Raw genomic sequence first — 14,911 nt, 5'->3', positions numbered from 1 at the left:
GGCTGGATGAGCTTCCGTTGGATGGGAACCAGCGGAGGAGCGGGGCAGAATGGCGGGTGCGGCGTGGGACCCCCGTCCCCGCGCCGCACCGGTTCACCAGGAGCGGTGGTACTGCTCGGGCGTACGGATCTGCGCACCGAGCTCGGCGGCCGCGCGGCGGGCCCAGAACGGGTCGCGCAGCAGCTCCCGGCCCAGCAGCACGGCGTCCGCCTCGCCGTTGGCCAGGATCTTCTCGGCCTGCTCCGGCTCGGTGATCAGACCCACGGCGGCGACCGGGAGGGTGGTCTCGGCCTTGACCCGGGCCGCGAAGGGCACCTGGTAGCCGGGGCCGACCGGGATCGTCACTCCGGGGGCGAGGCCGCCGGTGGAGACGTCGAGGAGGTCCACGCCGTGCTGCTCGAGCAGCACGGCCAGCCGGACGGTCTCGTCCGCGGTCCAGCCGTCCTCTTCCAGCCAGTCGGTGGCGGAGATCCGGAAGAACAGCGGCAGGTCCTCGGGCCACACCGCCCGTACGGCGTCGACCACTTCGAGGGCGAGGCGGGTGCGGTTCTCGAAGGAGCCGCCGTACTCGTCGGTGCGCTTGTTGCTGTGCGGGGAGAGGAACTCGCCGATCAGGTATCCGTGGGCGCCGTGGATCTCGACGACCTGGTAGCCGGCGGCGAGCGAGCGCCGGGCGGCGGCCGCGAACTGCTCGACGACGTCCCGGATCTCACCGGCCGTCAGCTCGTGCGGGACCGGGTGGTCCGCGGAGAACGGCACGGGGCTCGGGGCGCTGGGCAGCCAGCCGTGCGCCTCGGGGCCGACGGGCTGTCCGCCCTTCCAGGTGCGGTCGGTGGAGGCCTTGCGGCCGGCATGGGCGATCTGGATGCCGGGGACCGCGCCCTGACCCTTGAGGAAGGAGGTGATCCGGCGCAGCGCCTCGACCTGGGTGTCGTTCCAGATGCCGAGGTCGTACGGGGAGATCCGCCCCTCGGGGGAGACGGCCGTGGCCTCCTGGATGATCAGTCCGGTGCCGCCGGTGGCGCGGGCCGCGTAGTGCGCGAAGTGCCAGTCGTTGGCCACGCCCGTGTCCAGACCGGTCGGCTCGGCGCTGTACTGGCACATCGCGGCCATCCACACCCGGTTCGGCACGGTGACCGAGCGGATGGTCCACGGCTGGAACAGCGCGGCGAAGGATACGGGGGCAGCACTCATGTGGGTCTCCAGAGGCGACTGGAAGCGCACCGGGGAACCGGCCGCTAAGTACGAGATTCACCGTACTACGAAATCTCTCGTAGTACGAGACCCTTCGTATGACCGGGCGGGCTCGCGCGCGGCACCCGGCCGCTGTCAGTGGCCGGGTGCAGACTGGCCGAGAAGCTGCCGTGCAGGACAAAGACGTCCGGAGGTGTCGGCCATGACCGACGTGGTACTGCTCGCGGGGACCCGCAAGGGACTGTTCATCGGCCGCCGGGACTCCGGGGGCACCTGGGAGTTCGGGGAGCCCCAGTTCAACGCCCAGGCGGTCTCCGCCGTCGCCATCGACCGGCGCGGCGCCGCGCCCCGGCTCCTGGTCGCCGGGGACAGCACGCACTGGGGGCCGTCCGTCTTCAGCTCCGACGACCTGGGCGCGACCTGGCGGGAGCCCGCCGCGGCCGCCGTGAAGTTCCCCGAGGACACCGGAGCCTCCCTGGAGCGGGTCTGGCAGCTCCATCCGGCCGGCCCCGAGGCCCCCGGCGTGGTCTACGCCGGGACCGAGCCGGCCGCACTGTTCCGCTCCACCGACCGCGGCGAGTCCTTCGAGCTGGTCCGCCCCCTGTGGGAGCACCCGACCCGGGACAAGTGGGTCCCGGGGGGCGGCGGCGAGGGCCTGCACACGGTGATCACCGACCCGGGCGACCCGGACCTGGTCACGGTGGCGGTCTCCACGGCCGGGGTGTTCCGGACCAGGGACGGCGGGGCGAGCTGGGCCCCGTCCAACCACGGGGTCTCGGCGGTGTTCCTGCCCGAGCCGGACCCCGAGTTCGGCCAGTGCGTGCACAAGATCGCCCAGGACGCCGGGGACACCGACCGGCTGTACCTGCAGAACCACTGGGGCGTCTACCGCAGCGACGACGCCGGGACCCGCTGGACGGACATCGGCGCCGGCCTGCCCTCCGACTTCGGCTTCGCGGTCGCCGCCCACCCGCACCGGCCCGACACCGCCTACGTCTTCCCGCTCAACGCCGACATCGACCGCGTCCCCGCGGAGCACCGCTGCCGGGTCTTCCGGACGCAGGACGCGGGCGCGACCTGGGAGCCCCTGACGAAGGGCCTCCCGGCCGGGGACCACTACGGCACGGTGCTGCGCGACGCGCTCTGCACGGACGACGCGGACCCGGCCGGGATCTACTTCGGCAACCGCAACGGCGAGCTGTACGCCAGCCACGACGACGGGGACAGCTGGCAGTTGCTGGCCGAGCACCTCCCCGACGTCCTGTGCGTACGGGCCGCCGTGCTGCACGGCTAGGCCCGTACCCGGGTGTGGGGCCCTCAGCCGGTGAGGCCGCGGGCCTGACGCACGGCCTGCGCCAGTTGGCGCACGGCCGGATCCTCGGTGCTCCCGGCCAGCCGGTCCGCATGCCCGGCCAGGCTCCCCAGCGGGACGGCGCCCGGCACCCGCTCCCAGCCGCCGTCGCGCTCGCGCAGGGCGGAGGCGAAGTAGGCGGCCACCGCGGTGACCTGGAAGCGCGTGGACGCCGCGGTCCACACGTCGCCGGACAGGGCCGCCGCCTCGATCTTGCCGGACTCCTCGTGCGGAGCGCGGGTGCGCGGGTCCAGCCAGCGCACCGTCGCCGTCGCCAGGTGTCCGGTGGCGCCGGGGCGCAGCCGTACCGCGTACAGGGCGGTCACGGAGTGGCCCGAGCCGACCTCTCCCCCGTCCACGGCGTCGTTCCTGAAGTCTCCGTCGGCGACGCGGCGGTCGTCGTAGCCGATCAGCCGGAACCGTTCGACGGTCTGCGGATCGAAGGCCACCTGCGCCTTCGCATCGCGGGCCCGCAGCTGCACCTGCGCCGGGAGGTCCTCGCAGAACACCTTGCGTGCGCCCTCCTTGTCGGAGACGTAGGCGGTGTGCCCGTCGCCCCGGTCGGCGAGCTGTTCCATGAAGGCGTCGTTGTACTCGCTGCCCACGCCCACGCCGAACAGGGTGATCCCGTGCTTGGTCCGGGCCTCGCCGATCCGCTTCAGGATGGTGTCGGCCGAAGTGGCGCCGGTGTTGGCCAGGGCGTCGGAGAGCAGGACGACGCGGTTGGTGGCCCCGGGCCGCAGCGACTCGACCGCGACCTCGTACCCGCGGGTGACACCGGCCTCCACGTTCGTCGAGTCGGCGGTGCGCAGCGCGCCGACCACCTCCTGGATCCGGTCACGGTTGCCCTCGACGCGGGTCATGGGCAGCCGGGTCTCGGCCTTGCCGCTGAAGGTGACGACGGCCACCGAGTCGTCCTCGCGGAGCTCGTCGGTCATCAGCTTCATGGACGTGCGGACGAGGTCGAGGCGGCCCGGCTCGGCCATGGAGCCGGAGACGTCCACGACGAAGGTGAGCGCCGCGGGCGGCCGGGCCTCGGCGCCGTCCGCCCCGCCGTTGCCGACCCGGGTGGCGAGGCCGACACGGACCAGCGACCAGTTCGCCTCGGCGGTTCGGGCCCCGTCCACGGTGACGGAGAAGCCGTCGCCGTCGGGTTCCTGGTAGTCCTGCCGGAAGCTGTTGACGAACTCCTCGGGGCGCACGGTGGCGGGGTCGGGCAGCTTGCCGTCCGCGAGGGTGCGGCGGGCGTACCCGTAGCTGGCGGTGTCCACGTCGAGCGCGAAGGTGGAGAGGTAGTCGGCGGGCGGTCCGGTGGGGCGCCGCCCGTCGCTCTCCCCTTCCGTGCTTTCTCCCCCGGGCCGGGTGGCGGACGGCCGCGGCTTGGAGTCGCCGCCCTTCCACTCCCCGTCGGCGCTGCGGTTCGAGCCGCCGCCTCCGCAGCCGGTCAGCAGGAGACCGCCGGCGAGGAGCGCGGCGGTCAGTCTGCCGTGGGTTCTGCGCCGACCCGGTCGGGCCCTGCGGGATGCGCCGGAGGCGCTGGGCGTGCGGAGCGTACTGGGCGTGCCGGGCGTGCGGTCCTCGTGGGGCTCCATACCGTCTCCCTCGAACGTCATCGGTGATGAATGTGACGTCCGGGACGGGGAGTTGGAGCAATCGAACCAGTTGCGAACAGGTATCGAAGCGACAACGGACGACCGGTGAGGCACGCGGGTGAGACCTGACGCCGCACGTCGCTCTATGCGGCCTGGCGAACGGCCTCGAGTCGGCTCCGCTGTTCCATTGCGGACAGAAGCTGTCCGCAAGTGCGTGCACTCTGGAGTGGCCGGTGCGGCTCCCCGGGATTCGACTGGGTGCCGGGGCCGACCGGCGAGCCCTGCGGTCGCGTGGTCGGCCGGGCTCTTCGCTCCCCCGAGGAAAGGTGCAACCGTGTCCCAGATCATGCTGCTGGAGAAGGCTCTGAACCACACCGCCGGGCTGCTGGGCAACGTCACGCCCGAGCAGTACGGCCGGCCCACCCCGTGTGAGGACTTCGACGTGCGGGCCCTGGCCAACCACCTGGTCGCCGGCAACCCCTACTACGTCACCCTCGCCCAGGGCGGCGGCCCCGACTTCTCCCTCTTCGCCCGCGACCAGATCGGCGACCGGCAGCCCGGTGACGTCTACGCGCAGGGCGCCGAGGAAGTCCTCGCCGCCTGGCGGAGCGAGGGCGCGCCGGCGCGGCAGATGCCGCTGCCCGGCGGCGGCACGGGTCCCCGGATCGTGGACCTGCACCTCCTGGAGGCCGTCCTGCACGGTTGGGACCTGGCCACCGCCACCGGCCAGGACCGCACCGGCGACCCCGCCGCCGTCCAGGCCGCCTTCGCCGGCTGGTACGGGAACTTCCCCGACGAAGTCCGCGCCGCCACCGGCATGTTCGGCCCCTCCAAGCCCGCCGCCGCCGACGCCCCGGCGGCCGACCGGCTCGCCGCGTACTTCGGCCGCACCGTCTGACCCGCCCGCCCGCCCCGGCACCCGGCGCCCGCCCGGGGTGTGGCGCCGGACGGCGGGCTGGGCCAGTAGAGTGATCGACCGTGGCAGCACGACCGTTGAACGAGATCGTCGAGCCGGGCTGGGCCCGGGCTCTGGAGCCGGTGGCGGCGCAGATCGCCGCGATGGGCGACTTCCTGCGCGCGGAGATCGCGGCGGGCAGGACCTACGTCCCCGCGGGCGCGAACGTGCTGCGCGCGTTCCAGCAGCCCTTCGACGAGGTGAAGGTGCTGATCGTCGGGCAGGATCCGTACCCGACGCCGGGGCACGCGATCGGCCTCTCCTTCTCCGTGGCCCCCGAAGTCAGCCCGTGGCCGCCGAGCCTGGACAACATCTTCCGCGAACTGCACGCCGATCTCGGCACGGGCCGGCCCCGGAACGGGGATCTGACCCCGTGGACCCGGCAGGGCGTCCTGCTGCTGAACCGGTCGCTCACCACCGCCCCGCGCAAGCCCAACGCCCATCGCGGCAAGGGCTGGGAGGCGGTGACCGAGCAGGCCATCCGCGCGCTCGCGGCCCGCGGCAAGCCCCTGGTGTCGGTGTTGTGGGGGCGCGAGGCGCGCAACCTCCGCCCGCTGCTGGGCGATCTGCCGGCCGTGGAGTCGGTGCACCCCTCCCCGATGTCCGCGGACAACGGGTTCTTCGGTTCCAGGCCGTTCAGCAGGACCAACGACCTGCTGGTCCGCCAGGGCGCGCAGCCCGTGGACTGGCGGCTTCCCGCCGCGGGGTGACCCCTTCCGCCAACCCGGGGTGACCGGAGGGCCGAACGGTATCTGACATTCCATGGATAAATACGGACAGATGCCGCCGGAGAAGGCCCTGCCCGAACACCCGGTTTCGATAAACCAGTAGCATGCGGCGCCATGAGCTCCCCCACTGGGCCCGCAAATGGCCTGCCCGTACGAATGCCGCGACCCCGCCAGACCGGACGGCACCGCCGGCCCGAGCCCGCGGTGGCGCCCGAGGGCGCGCCCGCGCTGGTGCTCGCCGTGCCCGGTGCCCCCTCCGCCGCCTCGCGTGGGATCGCGGAAGAGATCATCAGCATCGGCCGCTCCGAGCTGCCCGGCCTGGACGCCCGGGTCGGTTTCCTCGACGGTGACGACGCCACCGAGTTCCCGTCCCTGTCCGGCGTGCTGACCGCCGTCGCCCGCGACCGCGCCGCGCGCGCGGAGGCCGCCCGCGCCGCCGGGCAGGAGGTCCCCGCGCCGACCGGCCCGGACGCCGTGGTCGTTCCCCTGCTGGCCGGCCCCGACGGGGATCTGCTGCGCCGCATGCGCCAGGCCCTGATGGACTCCTCGGCCGCCGCCGAACTCGCCGACCCGCTCGGTCCGCACCCGCTGCTCGCCGAGGGGCTGCACGTGCGGCTGTCCGAGGCCGGTCTCGCCCGCGCCGACCGGGCCAGGCTCTTCAGCGTGACCACGGCCGCCGACGGCATCGTCCTGGCCACCACCGGTGGCGAGGAGGCCGTGCAGGCCGCGGGCATCACCGGCATGCTGCTGGCCGCCCGCCTCGCGGTGCCGGTGATGGCCGCCGCGCTGGACGAGGAGGGTTCGGTGGCCGCGATCGCCGACCAGCTCCGCCGCGAGGGTTCGACCCAGCTCGCACTGGCCCCGTACCTGGTCGGCCCGGAGGCCGCCGAGGGGCTCCTCGACACCGCCTGCAAGGAGGCCGGCTGCAGCGCCGCCGAGGTGCTCGGCGCGTACCCCGCGCTCGGCAAGCTGGCCGTCGCGCAGTACTCCGCCGCCCTCGGAATCACCCTGGGCGCCGCCGCCCACTGACCTCCCCGGCTCATGCCGTACGTACGAGGGCCCGCGCCCCGGACCGTTCCGAATCGAACGAGCCGGGGCGCGGGCCCTCGCGCGTACGGCGGTACGGCCCCGGTCTAGCCGAAGACCACGCAGGTGGCGGCGGGCACGGCCACCGAGCCGGCCCGGCGCGGCTCGCCCGTCACCCGGTCCACGTCGAACCAGGTGACGTCGCCGGAACGCTCGTTGGCCGCGTACAGCCGGCGCCCCGAGGGGTCGGCGGCGAGATCGCGCGGCCAAGTGCCCCCGCACGGCACGGTGCTCGTGAGCAGCGGCTTCTCCGCGCCGTCGGCGAGGGAGAAGGTGGCGATGGTGTCGGCCCCGCGGACGGCCGCCCAGACGAATCGGCCGTCCGGCGAGGTCACGACCGCCGAGGGATAGGCCGCGGCGGCCCCTGGAGCGCCCGTGGAAGCGACCGGAACCTCGTCGACCGGTTGGAGCTCACCCGATTCCCCGTTCCAGCGGCAGACGGTCAGCTGCGGCTCCAGCTCGTGCAGGACGTAGACCACCTCGCCGGAGGGGTGGAAGGCGAGGTGCCGGGGGCCGGTCCCGGCGCGCAGCGCGATCTCGGCGTGGAGCACCGGGGTTCCGGTGGCGGGGTCGAGCGCGCAGACCCGTACCGAGTCGGTGCCGAGGTCGACGCTGAGCACCCAGCGGCCGCCGGGGGCGGGCAGCACCTGGTGGGCGTGCGGGCCCTTCTGCCGGCCGGCGTCGGGGCCGGAGCCCTGGTGGAGGAGGACGGCGGCGGGTTCCCCGATCGAGCCGTCGGCGGCGAGCGGGAGGCTGCTGACGCTGCCCGAGGTGTAGTTGGCGGTCAGCAGCCGGCGTCCGGCCACGCTGAGGTGGGTGGGGCCGGAGCCGCCGACGGGGACGACCGCGCCGAGGGGAACGAGCCCCGCCGCGGCGGCCCGGAAGGCGCCCACGGCGCCCTCTGCACCCTCGCTCACGGCGTACAGCACGCCGGTGGCGGGGTCGTGGGCCAGGTACGAGGGGTCCGCGACGGCGTCCGTGGCCGAGAGCGGGGTCAGCGCTCCGGTGGCCGGATCCACGGCCGCGGTGGTGACACCGCGGCCGCCCCCCGAGGTGAACGAGCCGATCCAGGCCCGGTGTCCGCCGCCGTCGGCCGTACGGTCCGTACCGCCCACACCACTGTCCGCGTCGCCCACGGGAAGCCCCTCTCAGCCGTTCCGGATCCTCCCCCAGCTATTGCCGGGAGGTCCCCCTGTGAGCGACGGTACCAGGAGGTCTAGACCAAGTCCCGCCCTTGGGCCCGTTCCTGGGCACCGGGGTGGTGGACGTAGGCGGTCGAGCTCGGCCGGTCCTCGTAGGTGCGGTGGAAGACCGGGGTCGCGGACCCGGAGATGGGCGGCACGATCCAGGACCAGTCGGCGCCCACGTCACGGCCCTTGCGCTCCTCCTTCTCCAGGTGGGTCATGAAGCGCCGGGACTCCGTGTGGTGGTCGGCGATGGTCACCTTGGCCCGGTCGAAGGAGTGCAGCACCGCCCGGTTGAGCTCGACGAGGGCGCGGTCCTTCCAGAGGGAACGGTCGCTGGCGGTGTCGAGGCCCATGCGGCGGGCGACCGCGGGCAGCAGGTTGTAGCGGTCGGTGTCGGCGAGGTTGCGTGCGCCGATCTCGGTGCCCATGTACCAGCCGTTGAAGGGCGCCGCCGGGTAGTGGATGCCGCCGATCTCCAGGCACATGTTGGAGATCGCGGGTACGGCGTGCCAGCGCAGGCCCCAGTCCGACCAGCCGTCACCGCCCGCCGCTCCGTCGGGGTGCTCGATGGGCACCTCCAGCACGGCGTCCTGCGGGACGTCGAACCAGCGGGGTTTGTCGTCGACCCCCTGCACGACCAGCGGGAGGAGGTCGAAGGGGGTGCCGGGGCCGCGGGACCAGCCGAGGGCGAGCAGGGCGCTCGTGAGTTCGGCGTTGCGGGCGTCGCCGACGGTTATCGAGGGGTGGTCGCCGTAGCCGGCGTACCGGACCAGCTGTTCGCTCCAGATGACCGGGCCGGGACGGTCCGGGGTGTCGGGGGCGAAGACCGTGATGGTGGGCCGGACCCGGCCGCCGTTGGTCGCCTCGCGCAGGTGCTCGAAGCACTCTTCGGCGATCCCGTCGGCGTCGGTGATCCCGCGGCGGTCGCGGACGCGCAGCGAGTTCCAGTACAGCCTGCCTATACAGCGGTTGCTGTTGCGCCACGCGACGCGGGCGCCGTGCTCCAGCTCCTCGGGAGTGTGCCGGTACGTGCCCGTCTCGGCGAGCTCGGCCCGTACGGCGGCGAGCCGCTCGCGCGGATCACCCGCGTCCGCACTGCCGGCGTGCTCCCTGTGGAACAGTCGGATGAACTCCTCGGCCGCTTCCCACACCTGAGCGGTGCCGGAGCACTCTTGAAGTATTTCCATTCCGGGCGGTTACCCCCTGTCCGACCAGGTCCACCCCGCGCGCCATGGAGAGGCGCCATGCCGGATGAATGTGCAATGAACAATCACCCGTTGTACACGCCGCAGGTCAGCGGCGTACGGAAGGCGCGCCCGGAACACTCCTCCGTGTGATCTTCATCGATCGGCCTGCGGACGGGACCGGGACGGACGTACCATCCGCGGCATCGCCGGACGCTCGGACCGGAGGCTCAGAGGCGGTCGGCGCGGTCGGCGTCGTGGATCACGCGGACCGCTGCGGTGGCGGCGACCACCGCGGAGCGGGCGGAGCCCAGCGCCTCGCGGGCCGCGTCCAGGCCGCCTTCACGGGAGAGCAGGGCCGAGGCGTCGGCGGCGCAGTCGATCAAGTGCAAGGCCACCCTGGCGAGTTGCTCGTCGGATCCGTACGCCTCGTCCACGGCCTTGCGCGCCCGGGCCAGCATGTCCAGCGCCTCGGTCGGCCCCGTCGGCGGAATCCTGCGTTCGGAACGAATGTTTTGGTTCACCGTCGCCACTCCCGCCACCGGTCATGTGGGTCATTTCGCGATTACCAGGCAGGAAGGATCCTGCCGTTCCCCTCCCCCGCCGCCAACGGGCCGGGGCATCCTGATCTTGCATTGCCGGAACAAGAAGGGGGTCCAGATGAACACCAACACCGCACATCCCGACATGGACGGCTGCACGTCGGTCTGCGGCGACTGCGCGGCCGCCTACCGAAGGGCATTACGCGAGGGCGGCTTATCGGGGACCGTTCCGAGCTGCCTGATCGCTTTCGGGCTGCTGCGGAAACTGGAGGGCTCCCCCGAACACCTCCCGGTACCGCCCTCGGTCGCCGCGATCACCCTCGCGCGGCCGATCAAACGGGCCATCCTGGACCAGCGGGCAGCCCTCGACACCCTGATCGCCTCCCTCTCCCCGCTGGACGCCGTCTACCGGCACGAACGTCAGCGCCACAGGGCCCACGCACAGCCCCTGATCGGCCGCGAGGTCATCGACACCGCCGTCCAGGGAGCCCTGGAGACCTGTACGGAGGAACTGCTCAGTGCCCATCCCGAGGGCGGCCGGCCCTCCGGGGCGCTGGCCGACGCACTGCCCCGCGATCTCGCCCTGGCCGGCCGGGGAGTCCGCCAGCGCACGATCTACGGCCACACCGTCCGCGCGCACGGCCCGACCCTCGCCCACATCGAACGGGTCACCCAGGAGGGCGCCGAAGTGCGGACGGTGGGCGAGAGGTTCGAGCGGCTGATCGTGTGCGACCGGTCGGCCGCCTTCATCGCGGTCCTCGCCGAGAGCGGAACGGAGGCGTACGCCCTGGAAATCCGCGAACCCGGCCTGATCCAATACCTCACGAAAACCTTCGAGGCCGTGTGGGAACGGGCCGTCCCCGTCGAGTTCGACACGACGGGACAACGCCCTCCCCGGCTCACCGACGAAATCCAGCGCGCGATTCTCGACCTCATGGTGAAGGGGCATACGGACGAGGCCATTTCCAAACGGCTCGGCCTGAGCACCCGCACCATCGGCGCACACATCAAACGCGCTTCGACCCGCTTCGGAAGCCGCAGCAGGGCCGAACTCGGCTTCAGTCTCGCGAAGGCCGGAGTCCTCGACGCCGGCCGGGACGCGCCCGGCATCCCGGGGTCAGGCGCCCACCAGCGGGGAGCGTGACGCACTGCGCAGGGGTCCGTCGAGCTGGGCGAGGAGCCGCTCCAGACCGTGCAGGTGCGCCAGCGCGGGCCCCGAGGCGGGCCGCGCGGGGTTCACGGCCGCTCCGGCCGGCCGGAGCTCCGCCTCCGCTGCGCGTTCCGCTTCCGGCGTCAGCAGGGCTTCCACCGCGGCCTCCACGCGCCAGCACGCCGCAGCGAGCCGAGCGTCGTGGCTCGCGTCCGGGTCCGCCGCCACCGAGACCAGCCCGCGGACCTCCACGGCGCACTCGTCGAGCAGCGCCAGCACCCGGCGGGCCCTGGCCTTGCGGCCCCGGTAGGGGCTCAGCGGGTGCACGAGCGGAGCCAGGGAGAGCCGTACCCGGCCCAGGAACAGTTCCAGCTCCGCGGCGTGCGGCGCGGGGTCGGCCACCGGGGAGCCGGCGAGCCGGGCCGCGGCCTCGGCCGTGCAGGTGCGCACGCAGCGCAGGGCGCGCTGGATCCACATGTCGTTCGTCGCGTGGGTGGTCACCGGGAGCACCAGGATCACGGCCAGCCCGGCGCACACCGCGCCGACGGCCGTCTGCTCCAGGCGCAGCACGAGCAGACCCGGATCGAGTACGCCCAGCAGTCCGTAGAGCAGGCCGGCCATCACCGTGACGGCCAGCATCATCCAGCTGTAGGACACGGCGGCGGTGTAGAAGATCCCGAAGACGCAGAGCGCCACCAGGGCGGCCGTGGGCGCCGGCGCCCCGTTCAGCGGGATGGCGATCAGCAGGCCCGCCCCGATCCCGAACACCGTGCCCACGACCCGGCGGAAGCCGCGGACCAGGGTCTCGCCGCGCGAGGTGGTGTTGACGAAGATCCACCAGGTGGTGCCGACGGCCCAGTACCAGCGGTCCTCCGACAGGGCCTGGCCGATGCCCAGCGCGACCGCACAGGCTGCGGTGGCCTGGAAGGCCTGGCGGGTGGTCGGCCGGGCCAGCCCGGTCCCGGGCGGCGCGGGCGGTACGGCGGCGGGCGGGACCCGGCGCTCGATCGGCCACAGCACGAACCGCACGGCGCCGGCCGACAGGAGGGCCAGCGCGACGGCCGCGTAGAGCTCGGGCAGCTGCCCGGGCCGGGCGTGCAGGAACTGCGTGATGAAGAAGTTCATGAACGCGAAGATCCCGAGGGCGTGGCCGCGCGCCCCCCACCTGCGGGCGTAGACCCCGGCGAACACCACGGCGACGAACACCGCGTCGCGGGCCAGGGGGACGCCGTGCAGGGTGGTGGCCAGGGCTAGCACGGGGAAGCCGGCGGCCGGCAGCAGGGCGGTGGTCACCCGCTGGGCGCGCACGGTCGAGTCGGTCACGGTGAAGAGGGCGAGCAGGGCGGCCAGTCCGCCGGTGATCGACGCGACGAGCGAGAGCCCGCAGAGCTCGGCCACGGCCACGGCGAGAGCGACGCCGATGACGGCGCGGGACGCGTTCCTGAGTCTTGCGCGCCCCGGATCCGGAGCCACGAACATCCTCTTCACGGCGGTGTGCCGCCCCCCTTGCGATGGAGCACGCCGGGCCCGCGTCCGCCCGGGGGTGGTGGGCGGTGGACGGGCACGGCGAAGGCGCCCCGGTCCGGAGCGGCTTCGTTGCCGTCCGGCGCTGCGTGGCGCCGTAGATACATGGATACGACACAGATAAGCATTCGCGGGGGCAATGGCTCAACTCAGCCTGCTCCCACTGGGCCAATGGCACAGGAACCGACGGCGATCTTCGGCCATGGGAAGACCAACGGACCCGCCCGGCGGCGTACCGCGGTTCGCGTCCCGGAAGCGGAGCGGCGGGTCAGTCCCCGGAAGCGTGCTCGGTCGGGACGCACAGGACCGGGACCGGGGAGAGGTGCAGGAGCTTGTGCGGGGTGGATCCGAGCAGGGCGCCGCGGATCGGGCTGTCGCCCCAGCTCCCCACGATGATCACCCGGGCGTCGTGCCGTTCGGCGGCGTCGAGCAGCGCCTGGGCCGGCTTCGCGTCGGCCACCTCGACCGTGGACGGTACTCCCGCCTCGTCGGCGGCCTCCACGGCCCGGGCGAGCGCGCTGCGGCCGGCCTCCCGGACGGCCTCCTGGTGCGCGCGGTACTCCTCACCGGTGAGGCCCGGGGCGGCGGCCCCGTAGACGAGGACGAGCGGCTCGCCGAAGGCGGTGGCCACCTCCAGGGCCACGCGCAGGGCGCGCTCGGCGCCGGGCGACTCGTCGTACCCGAGGACGACGGACATCGGGGCTCCTCTCCGGCTTCCGGCCGGTGCTGCGGGGCTGTGGGGCGGTGGGGCCGTCGGGCTGTGGCGTTCAGGGCTTCGGGGCGGCCGGGCTCCGGGACTTCTTGGGCGCGTGGACGAGGGCCGGGTCGGCGACGCCGCGCCGCTCCTGCCAGAAGCGGCCGTCCCTGATCCGCCAGAAGCACATGACGAGGACGCCGACGACGGCGATGCCGATCCCGATGACCAGCGGCGGGCCGAGCCCGAACCAGGAGACGCCGCTCGCGGAGTTCTCCGGGTCGGACATGTCGTTGACCGACTGCACGAGCAGCCAGATCAGCAGGCCGGCGCCGAGCACCGGGCCGAGGCCGATCAGCAGGAAGTTGTGCATGCTCTCCAGGAGGTGACGGCGGTAGTAGACGGCGCAGGCCAGGCCGGTGAGCGCGTAGTAGAAGGAGATCAGCAGGGAGAGCGCGGTCAGCGAGTCCAGGAGGGCGTTCTCGCTGATCTGGTTGACGGCGAGGTACCAGGCGATGGCGATGCCGGCCACCCACCAGGTGCTCACGTCCGGGGTCCGGAACCGGGGGTGGATGTGCGAGAGCTTCGGCGGCAGCGCGTGCCGGCGGGCCATGGACAGGGCGGTGCGGGAGGCGGGGATGATCGTGGTCTGGGTGGAGGCGAGGGCCGAGGTGCAGACGGCGAGCAGGACCATCCAGTCCCAGCCGCCCATGACCTCGTGCGCGAGGACCGCGAAGACGGCCTCCTCCTCGCCGGCGTTCTCGGCGAGGAACTTCGTCCCGGCGTAGCCGACGACCGCGAAGCCGACGGACAGGTACGTCACCAGCAGGACGACGGTGGACCAGATGCCGGCCTTGCCGGGTGCGGTGGCCGAGTTCTCCACCTCTTCGGTGAGGTTGACCGCCGACTCCCAGCCCCAGTAGATGAACACGCCGAGCAGCAGGCCGCCGGTGAGGGCGGCGCCGCCGGCGCCGAAGGGGTTGAGCCACTCGAGCGCGGGTCTGGTGCCGTCGAGGCTGCTGGTGCCGGCGTAGACGCGGTAGAGGGCGACAACGGCGAAGACCAGCAGGAAGAAGACCTGGGCGAGGATCAGGACGTCCTGGAGCCGGGCCGACATCTCGGTGCCGATGACGCAGACCGCGGTCATGGCCAGGATCACGACGACGGTCAGGCTCTGGCGCAGTGCCTCGTTCGCGGCCCAGCTGTCGAGTCCGGCGGCGAGCAGGCCGAAGTGGACGGCCACGTCGGCCAGCGAGCCGATGACGAGGACGCCGGTCATCGCGATGGCCCAGCCGCCGAGCCAGCCCGCCCAGGGGCCCATGGCGCGCGTCACCCACGAGAAGGTGGTCCCGCAGTCCTGGTCGACCTTGTTGAGGTAGTAGAAGGCGGCGGCGATCAGCAGCATCGGGACGAAGGAGGCCAGCATGACGCCGGGTGCGTAGATGCCGGCGAGCGCGACGATCGGCCCGATGACCGCGGCCAGGGAGTAGGCGGGCGAGGTCGAGTTCAGGCCGATGACGAGCGCGTCGAGGAAGCCGATGGCGTTGGCCTTGAGCCCCGGTTCCGCGACGGCGGAGTCGCCGGCGGCGGGGTCCGTGACAGCCCTCGCTCCCGGTTCCGGCGCCGGTTCCGGGGGCTCAGGGGGCACGCCGTCCGAGCCATGGTGGGCCATGTACGCATCGTCACGCAGACGGGGCCCGCGCGCGAGGCGGGAGCGCCAGGGG

The 14,911-nt window shown here is 73.2% G+C and carries 13 protein-coding genes; 5 read left to right on the top strand and 8 right to left on the bottom strand.

What is annotated here, in order from left to right; translation table 11 throughout:
- Positions 1-93: 93 nt before the first annotated feature.
- On the bottom strand, positions 94-1,194 hold the full coding sequence (locus tag ACFRU2_RS06305) for an NADH:flavin oxidoreductase/NADH oxidase (protein WP_382968288.1): 1,101 nt from the start codon (positions 1,192-1,194) through the stop codon (positions 94-96).
- A 202-nt stretch (positions 1,195-1,396) separates the two neighbouring features.
- Between ACFRU2_RS06305 and ACFRU2_RS06300 the strand changes: the two genes are divergently transcribed.
- Positions 1,397-2,488 carry a WD40/YVTN/BNR-like repeat-containing protein gene (locus ACFRU2_RS06300; RefSeq protein ID WP_382968285.1) on the top strand — a complete coding sequence of 364 codons (1,092 nt, stop codon included), beginning with the start codon at positions 1,397-1,399 and terminating at the stop codon, positions 2,486-2,488.
- A gap of 23 nt (positions 2,489-2,511) precedes the next feature.
- Here ACFRU2_RS06300 and ACFRU2_RS06295 read toward each other — a convergent pair whose 3' ends face one another.
- Complete coding sequence (locus tag ACFRU2_RS06295; protein ID WP_382968283.1) at positions 2,512-4,137, bottom strand: von Willebrand factor type A domain-containing protein; 1,626 nt, start codon at positions 4,135-4,137, stop codon at positions 2,512-2,514.
- Between the two features lie 334 nt (positions 4,138-4,471).
- On the opposite strand from ACFRU2_RS06295, the gene ACFRU2_RS06290 reads away from it, so the two are divergent.
- From ACFRU2_RS06290 to ACFRU2_RS06280, 3 genes are all read left to right on the top strand, one after another.
- Positions 4,472-5,035 (top strand): TIGR03086 family metal-binding protein, encoded by a 564-nt coding sequence (locus ACFRU2_RS06290; protein WP_382968281.1) that lies wholly within the window; start codon positions 4,472-4,474, stop codon positions 5,033-5,035.
- A gap of 80 nt (positions 5,036-5,115) precedes the next feature.
- Positions 5,116-5,802 carry a uracil-DNA glycosylase gene (locus ACFRU2_RS06285; protein WP_254381347.1) on the top strand — a complete coding sequence of 229 codons (687 nt, stop codon included), beginning with the start codon at positions 5,116-5,118 and terminating at the stop codon, positions 5,800-5,802.
- A 132-nt stretch (positions 5,803-5,934) separates the two neighbouring features.
- Entirely contained in the window at positions 5,935-6,849 is a 915-nt protein-coding gene (locus ACFRU2_RS06280) for a sirohydrochlorin chelatase (RefSeq protein WP_382968279.1), read from the top strand.
- A gap of 104 nt (positions 6,850-6,953) precedes the next feature.
- Here ACFRU2_RS06280 and ACFRU2_RS06275 read toward each other — a convergent pair whose 3' ends face one another.
- From ACFRU2_RS06275 to ACFRU2_RS06265, 3 genes are all read right to left on the bottom strand, one after another.
- On the bottom strand, positions 6,954-8,042 hold the full coding sequence (locus ACFRU2_RS06275; RefSeq protein ID WP_382968276.1) for a lactonase family protein: 1,089 nt from the start codon (positions 8,040-8,042) through the stop codon (positions 6,954-6,956).
- 80 nt (positions 8,043-8,122) lie between these two features.
- Positions 8,123-9,280 carry a nitric oxide synthase oxygenase gene (locus ACFRU2_RS06270; RefSeq protein ID WP_382968274.1) on the bottom strand — a complete coding sequence of 386 codons (1,158 nt, stop codon included), beginning with the start codon at positions 9,278-9,280 and terminating at the stop codon, positions 8,123-8,125.
- A gap of 227 nt (positions 9,281-9,507) precedes the next feature.
- Complete coding sequence (locus ACFRU2_RS06265) at positions 9,508-9,801, bottom strand: hypothetical protein (protein WP_382968272.1); 294 nt, start codon at positions 9,799-9,801, stop codon at positions 9,508-9,510.
- 136 nt (positions 9,802-9,937) lie between these two features.
- Here ACFRU2_RS06265 and ACFRU2_RS06260 point away from each other — a divergent pair, with 136 nt between their 5' ends.
- Complete coding sequence (locus tag ACFRU2_RS06260) at positions 9,938-10,963, top strand: LuxR C-terminal-related transcriptional regulator (protein WP_382968269.1); 1,026 nt, start codon at positions 9,938-9,940, stop codon at positions 10,961-10,963.
- Here the strand turns inward: ACFRU2_RS06260 and ACFRU2_RS06255 are convergent.
- The 3 genes from ACFRU2_RS06255 to ACFRU2_RS06245 all read right to left on the bottom strand — a co-directional run bounded on the left by ACFRU2_RS06255 (position 10,937) and on the right by ACFRU2_RS06245 (position 14,859).
- Complete coding sequence (locus ACFRU2_RS06255) at positions 10,937-12,448, bottom strand: FUSC family protein (protein WP_250745087.1); 1,512 nt, start codon at positions 12,446-12,448, stop codon at positions 10,937-10,939. The genes ACFRU2_RS06260 and ACFRU2_RS06255 overlap by 27 nt on opposite strands.
- Positions 12,449-12,761: 313 nt before the next feature.
- The gene (locus tag ACFRU2_RS06250) at positions 12,762-13,190 is read right to left on the bottom strand and encodes a universal stress protein (protein ID WP_382968266.1); all 429 of its coding nucleotides are present in this window, start codon (positions 13,188-13,190) and stop codon (positions 12,762-12,764) included.
- Between the two features lie 70 nt (positions 13,191-13,260).
- Positions 13,261-14,859 carry an APC family permease gene (locus ACFRU2_RS06245; RefSeq protein ID WP_382968263.1) on the bottom strand — a complete coding sequence of 533 codons (1,599 nt, stop codon included), beginning with the start codon at positions 14,857-14,859 and terminating at the stop codon, positions 13,261-13,263.
- Positions 14,860-14,911: the final 52 nt, after the last annotated feature.

The sequence above is a fragment of the Streptomyces sp. NPDC056883 genome, from assembly GCF_042788835.1.
Lineage (GTDB): Bacteria > Actinomycetota > Actinomycetes > Streptomycetales > Streptomycetaceae > Streptomyces > Streptomyces stoeckheimensis.
This window is presented reverse-complemented; position numbering and strand designations above follow the sequence as displayed.

Coding starts and splice junctions, on each gene's coding strand:
- ACFRU2_RS06305 (WP_382968288.1), bottom strand. CDS start 1,194: ATGAGTGCTGCCCCCGTATCCTTCGCCGCGCTGTTCCAGCCGTGGACC.
- ACFRU2_RS06300 (WP_382968285.1), top strand. CDS start 1,397: ATGACCGACGTGGTACTGCTCGCGGGGACCCGCAAGGGACTGTTCATC.
- ACFRU2_RS06295 (WP_382968283.1), bottom strand. CDS start 4,137: ATGGAGCCCCACGAGGACCGCACGCCCGGCACGCCCAGTACGCTCCGC.
- ACFRU2_RS06280 (WP_382968279.1), top strand. CDS start 5,935: ATGAGCTCCCCCACTGGGCCCGCAAATGGCCTGCCCGTACGAATGCCG.
- ACFRU2_RS06270 (WP_382968274.1), bottom strand. CDS start 9,280: ATGGAAATACTTCAAGAGTGCTCCGGCACCGCTCAGGTGTGGGAAGCG.
- ACFRU2_RS06260 (WP_382968269.1), top strand. CDS start 9,938: ATGAACACCAACACCGCACATCCCGACATGGACGGCTGCACGTCGGTC.
- ACFRU2_RS06255 (WP_250745087.1), bottom strand. CDS start 12,448: ATGTTCGTGGCTCCGGATCCGGGGCGCGCAAGACTCAGGAACGCGTCC.
- ACFRU2_RS06250 (WP_382968266.1), bottom strand. CDS start 13,190: ATGTCCGTCGTCCTCGGGTACGACGAGTCGCCCGGCGCCGAGCGCGCC.
- ACFRU2_RS06245 (WP_382968263.1), bottom strand. CDS start 14,859: ATGGCCCACCATGGCTCGGACGGCGTGCCCCCTGAGCCCCCGGAACCG.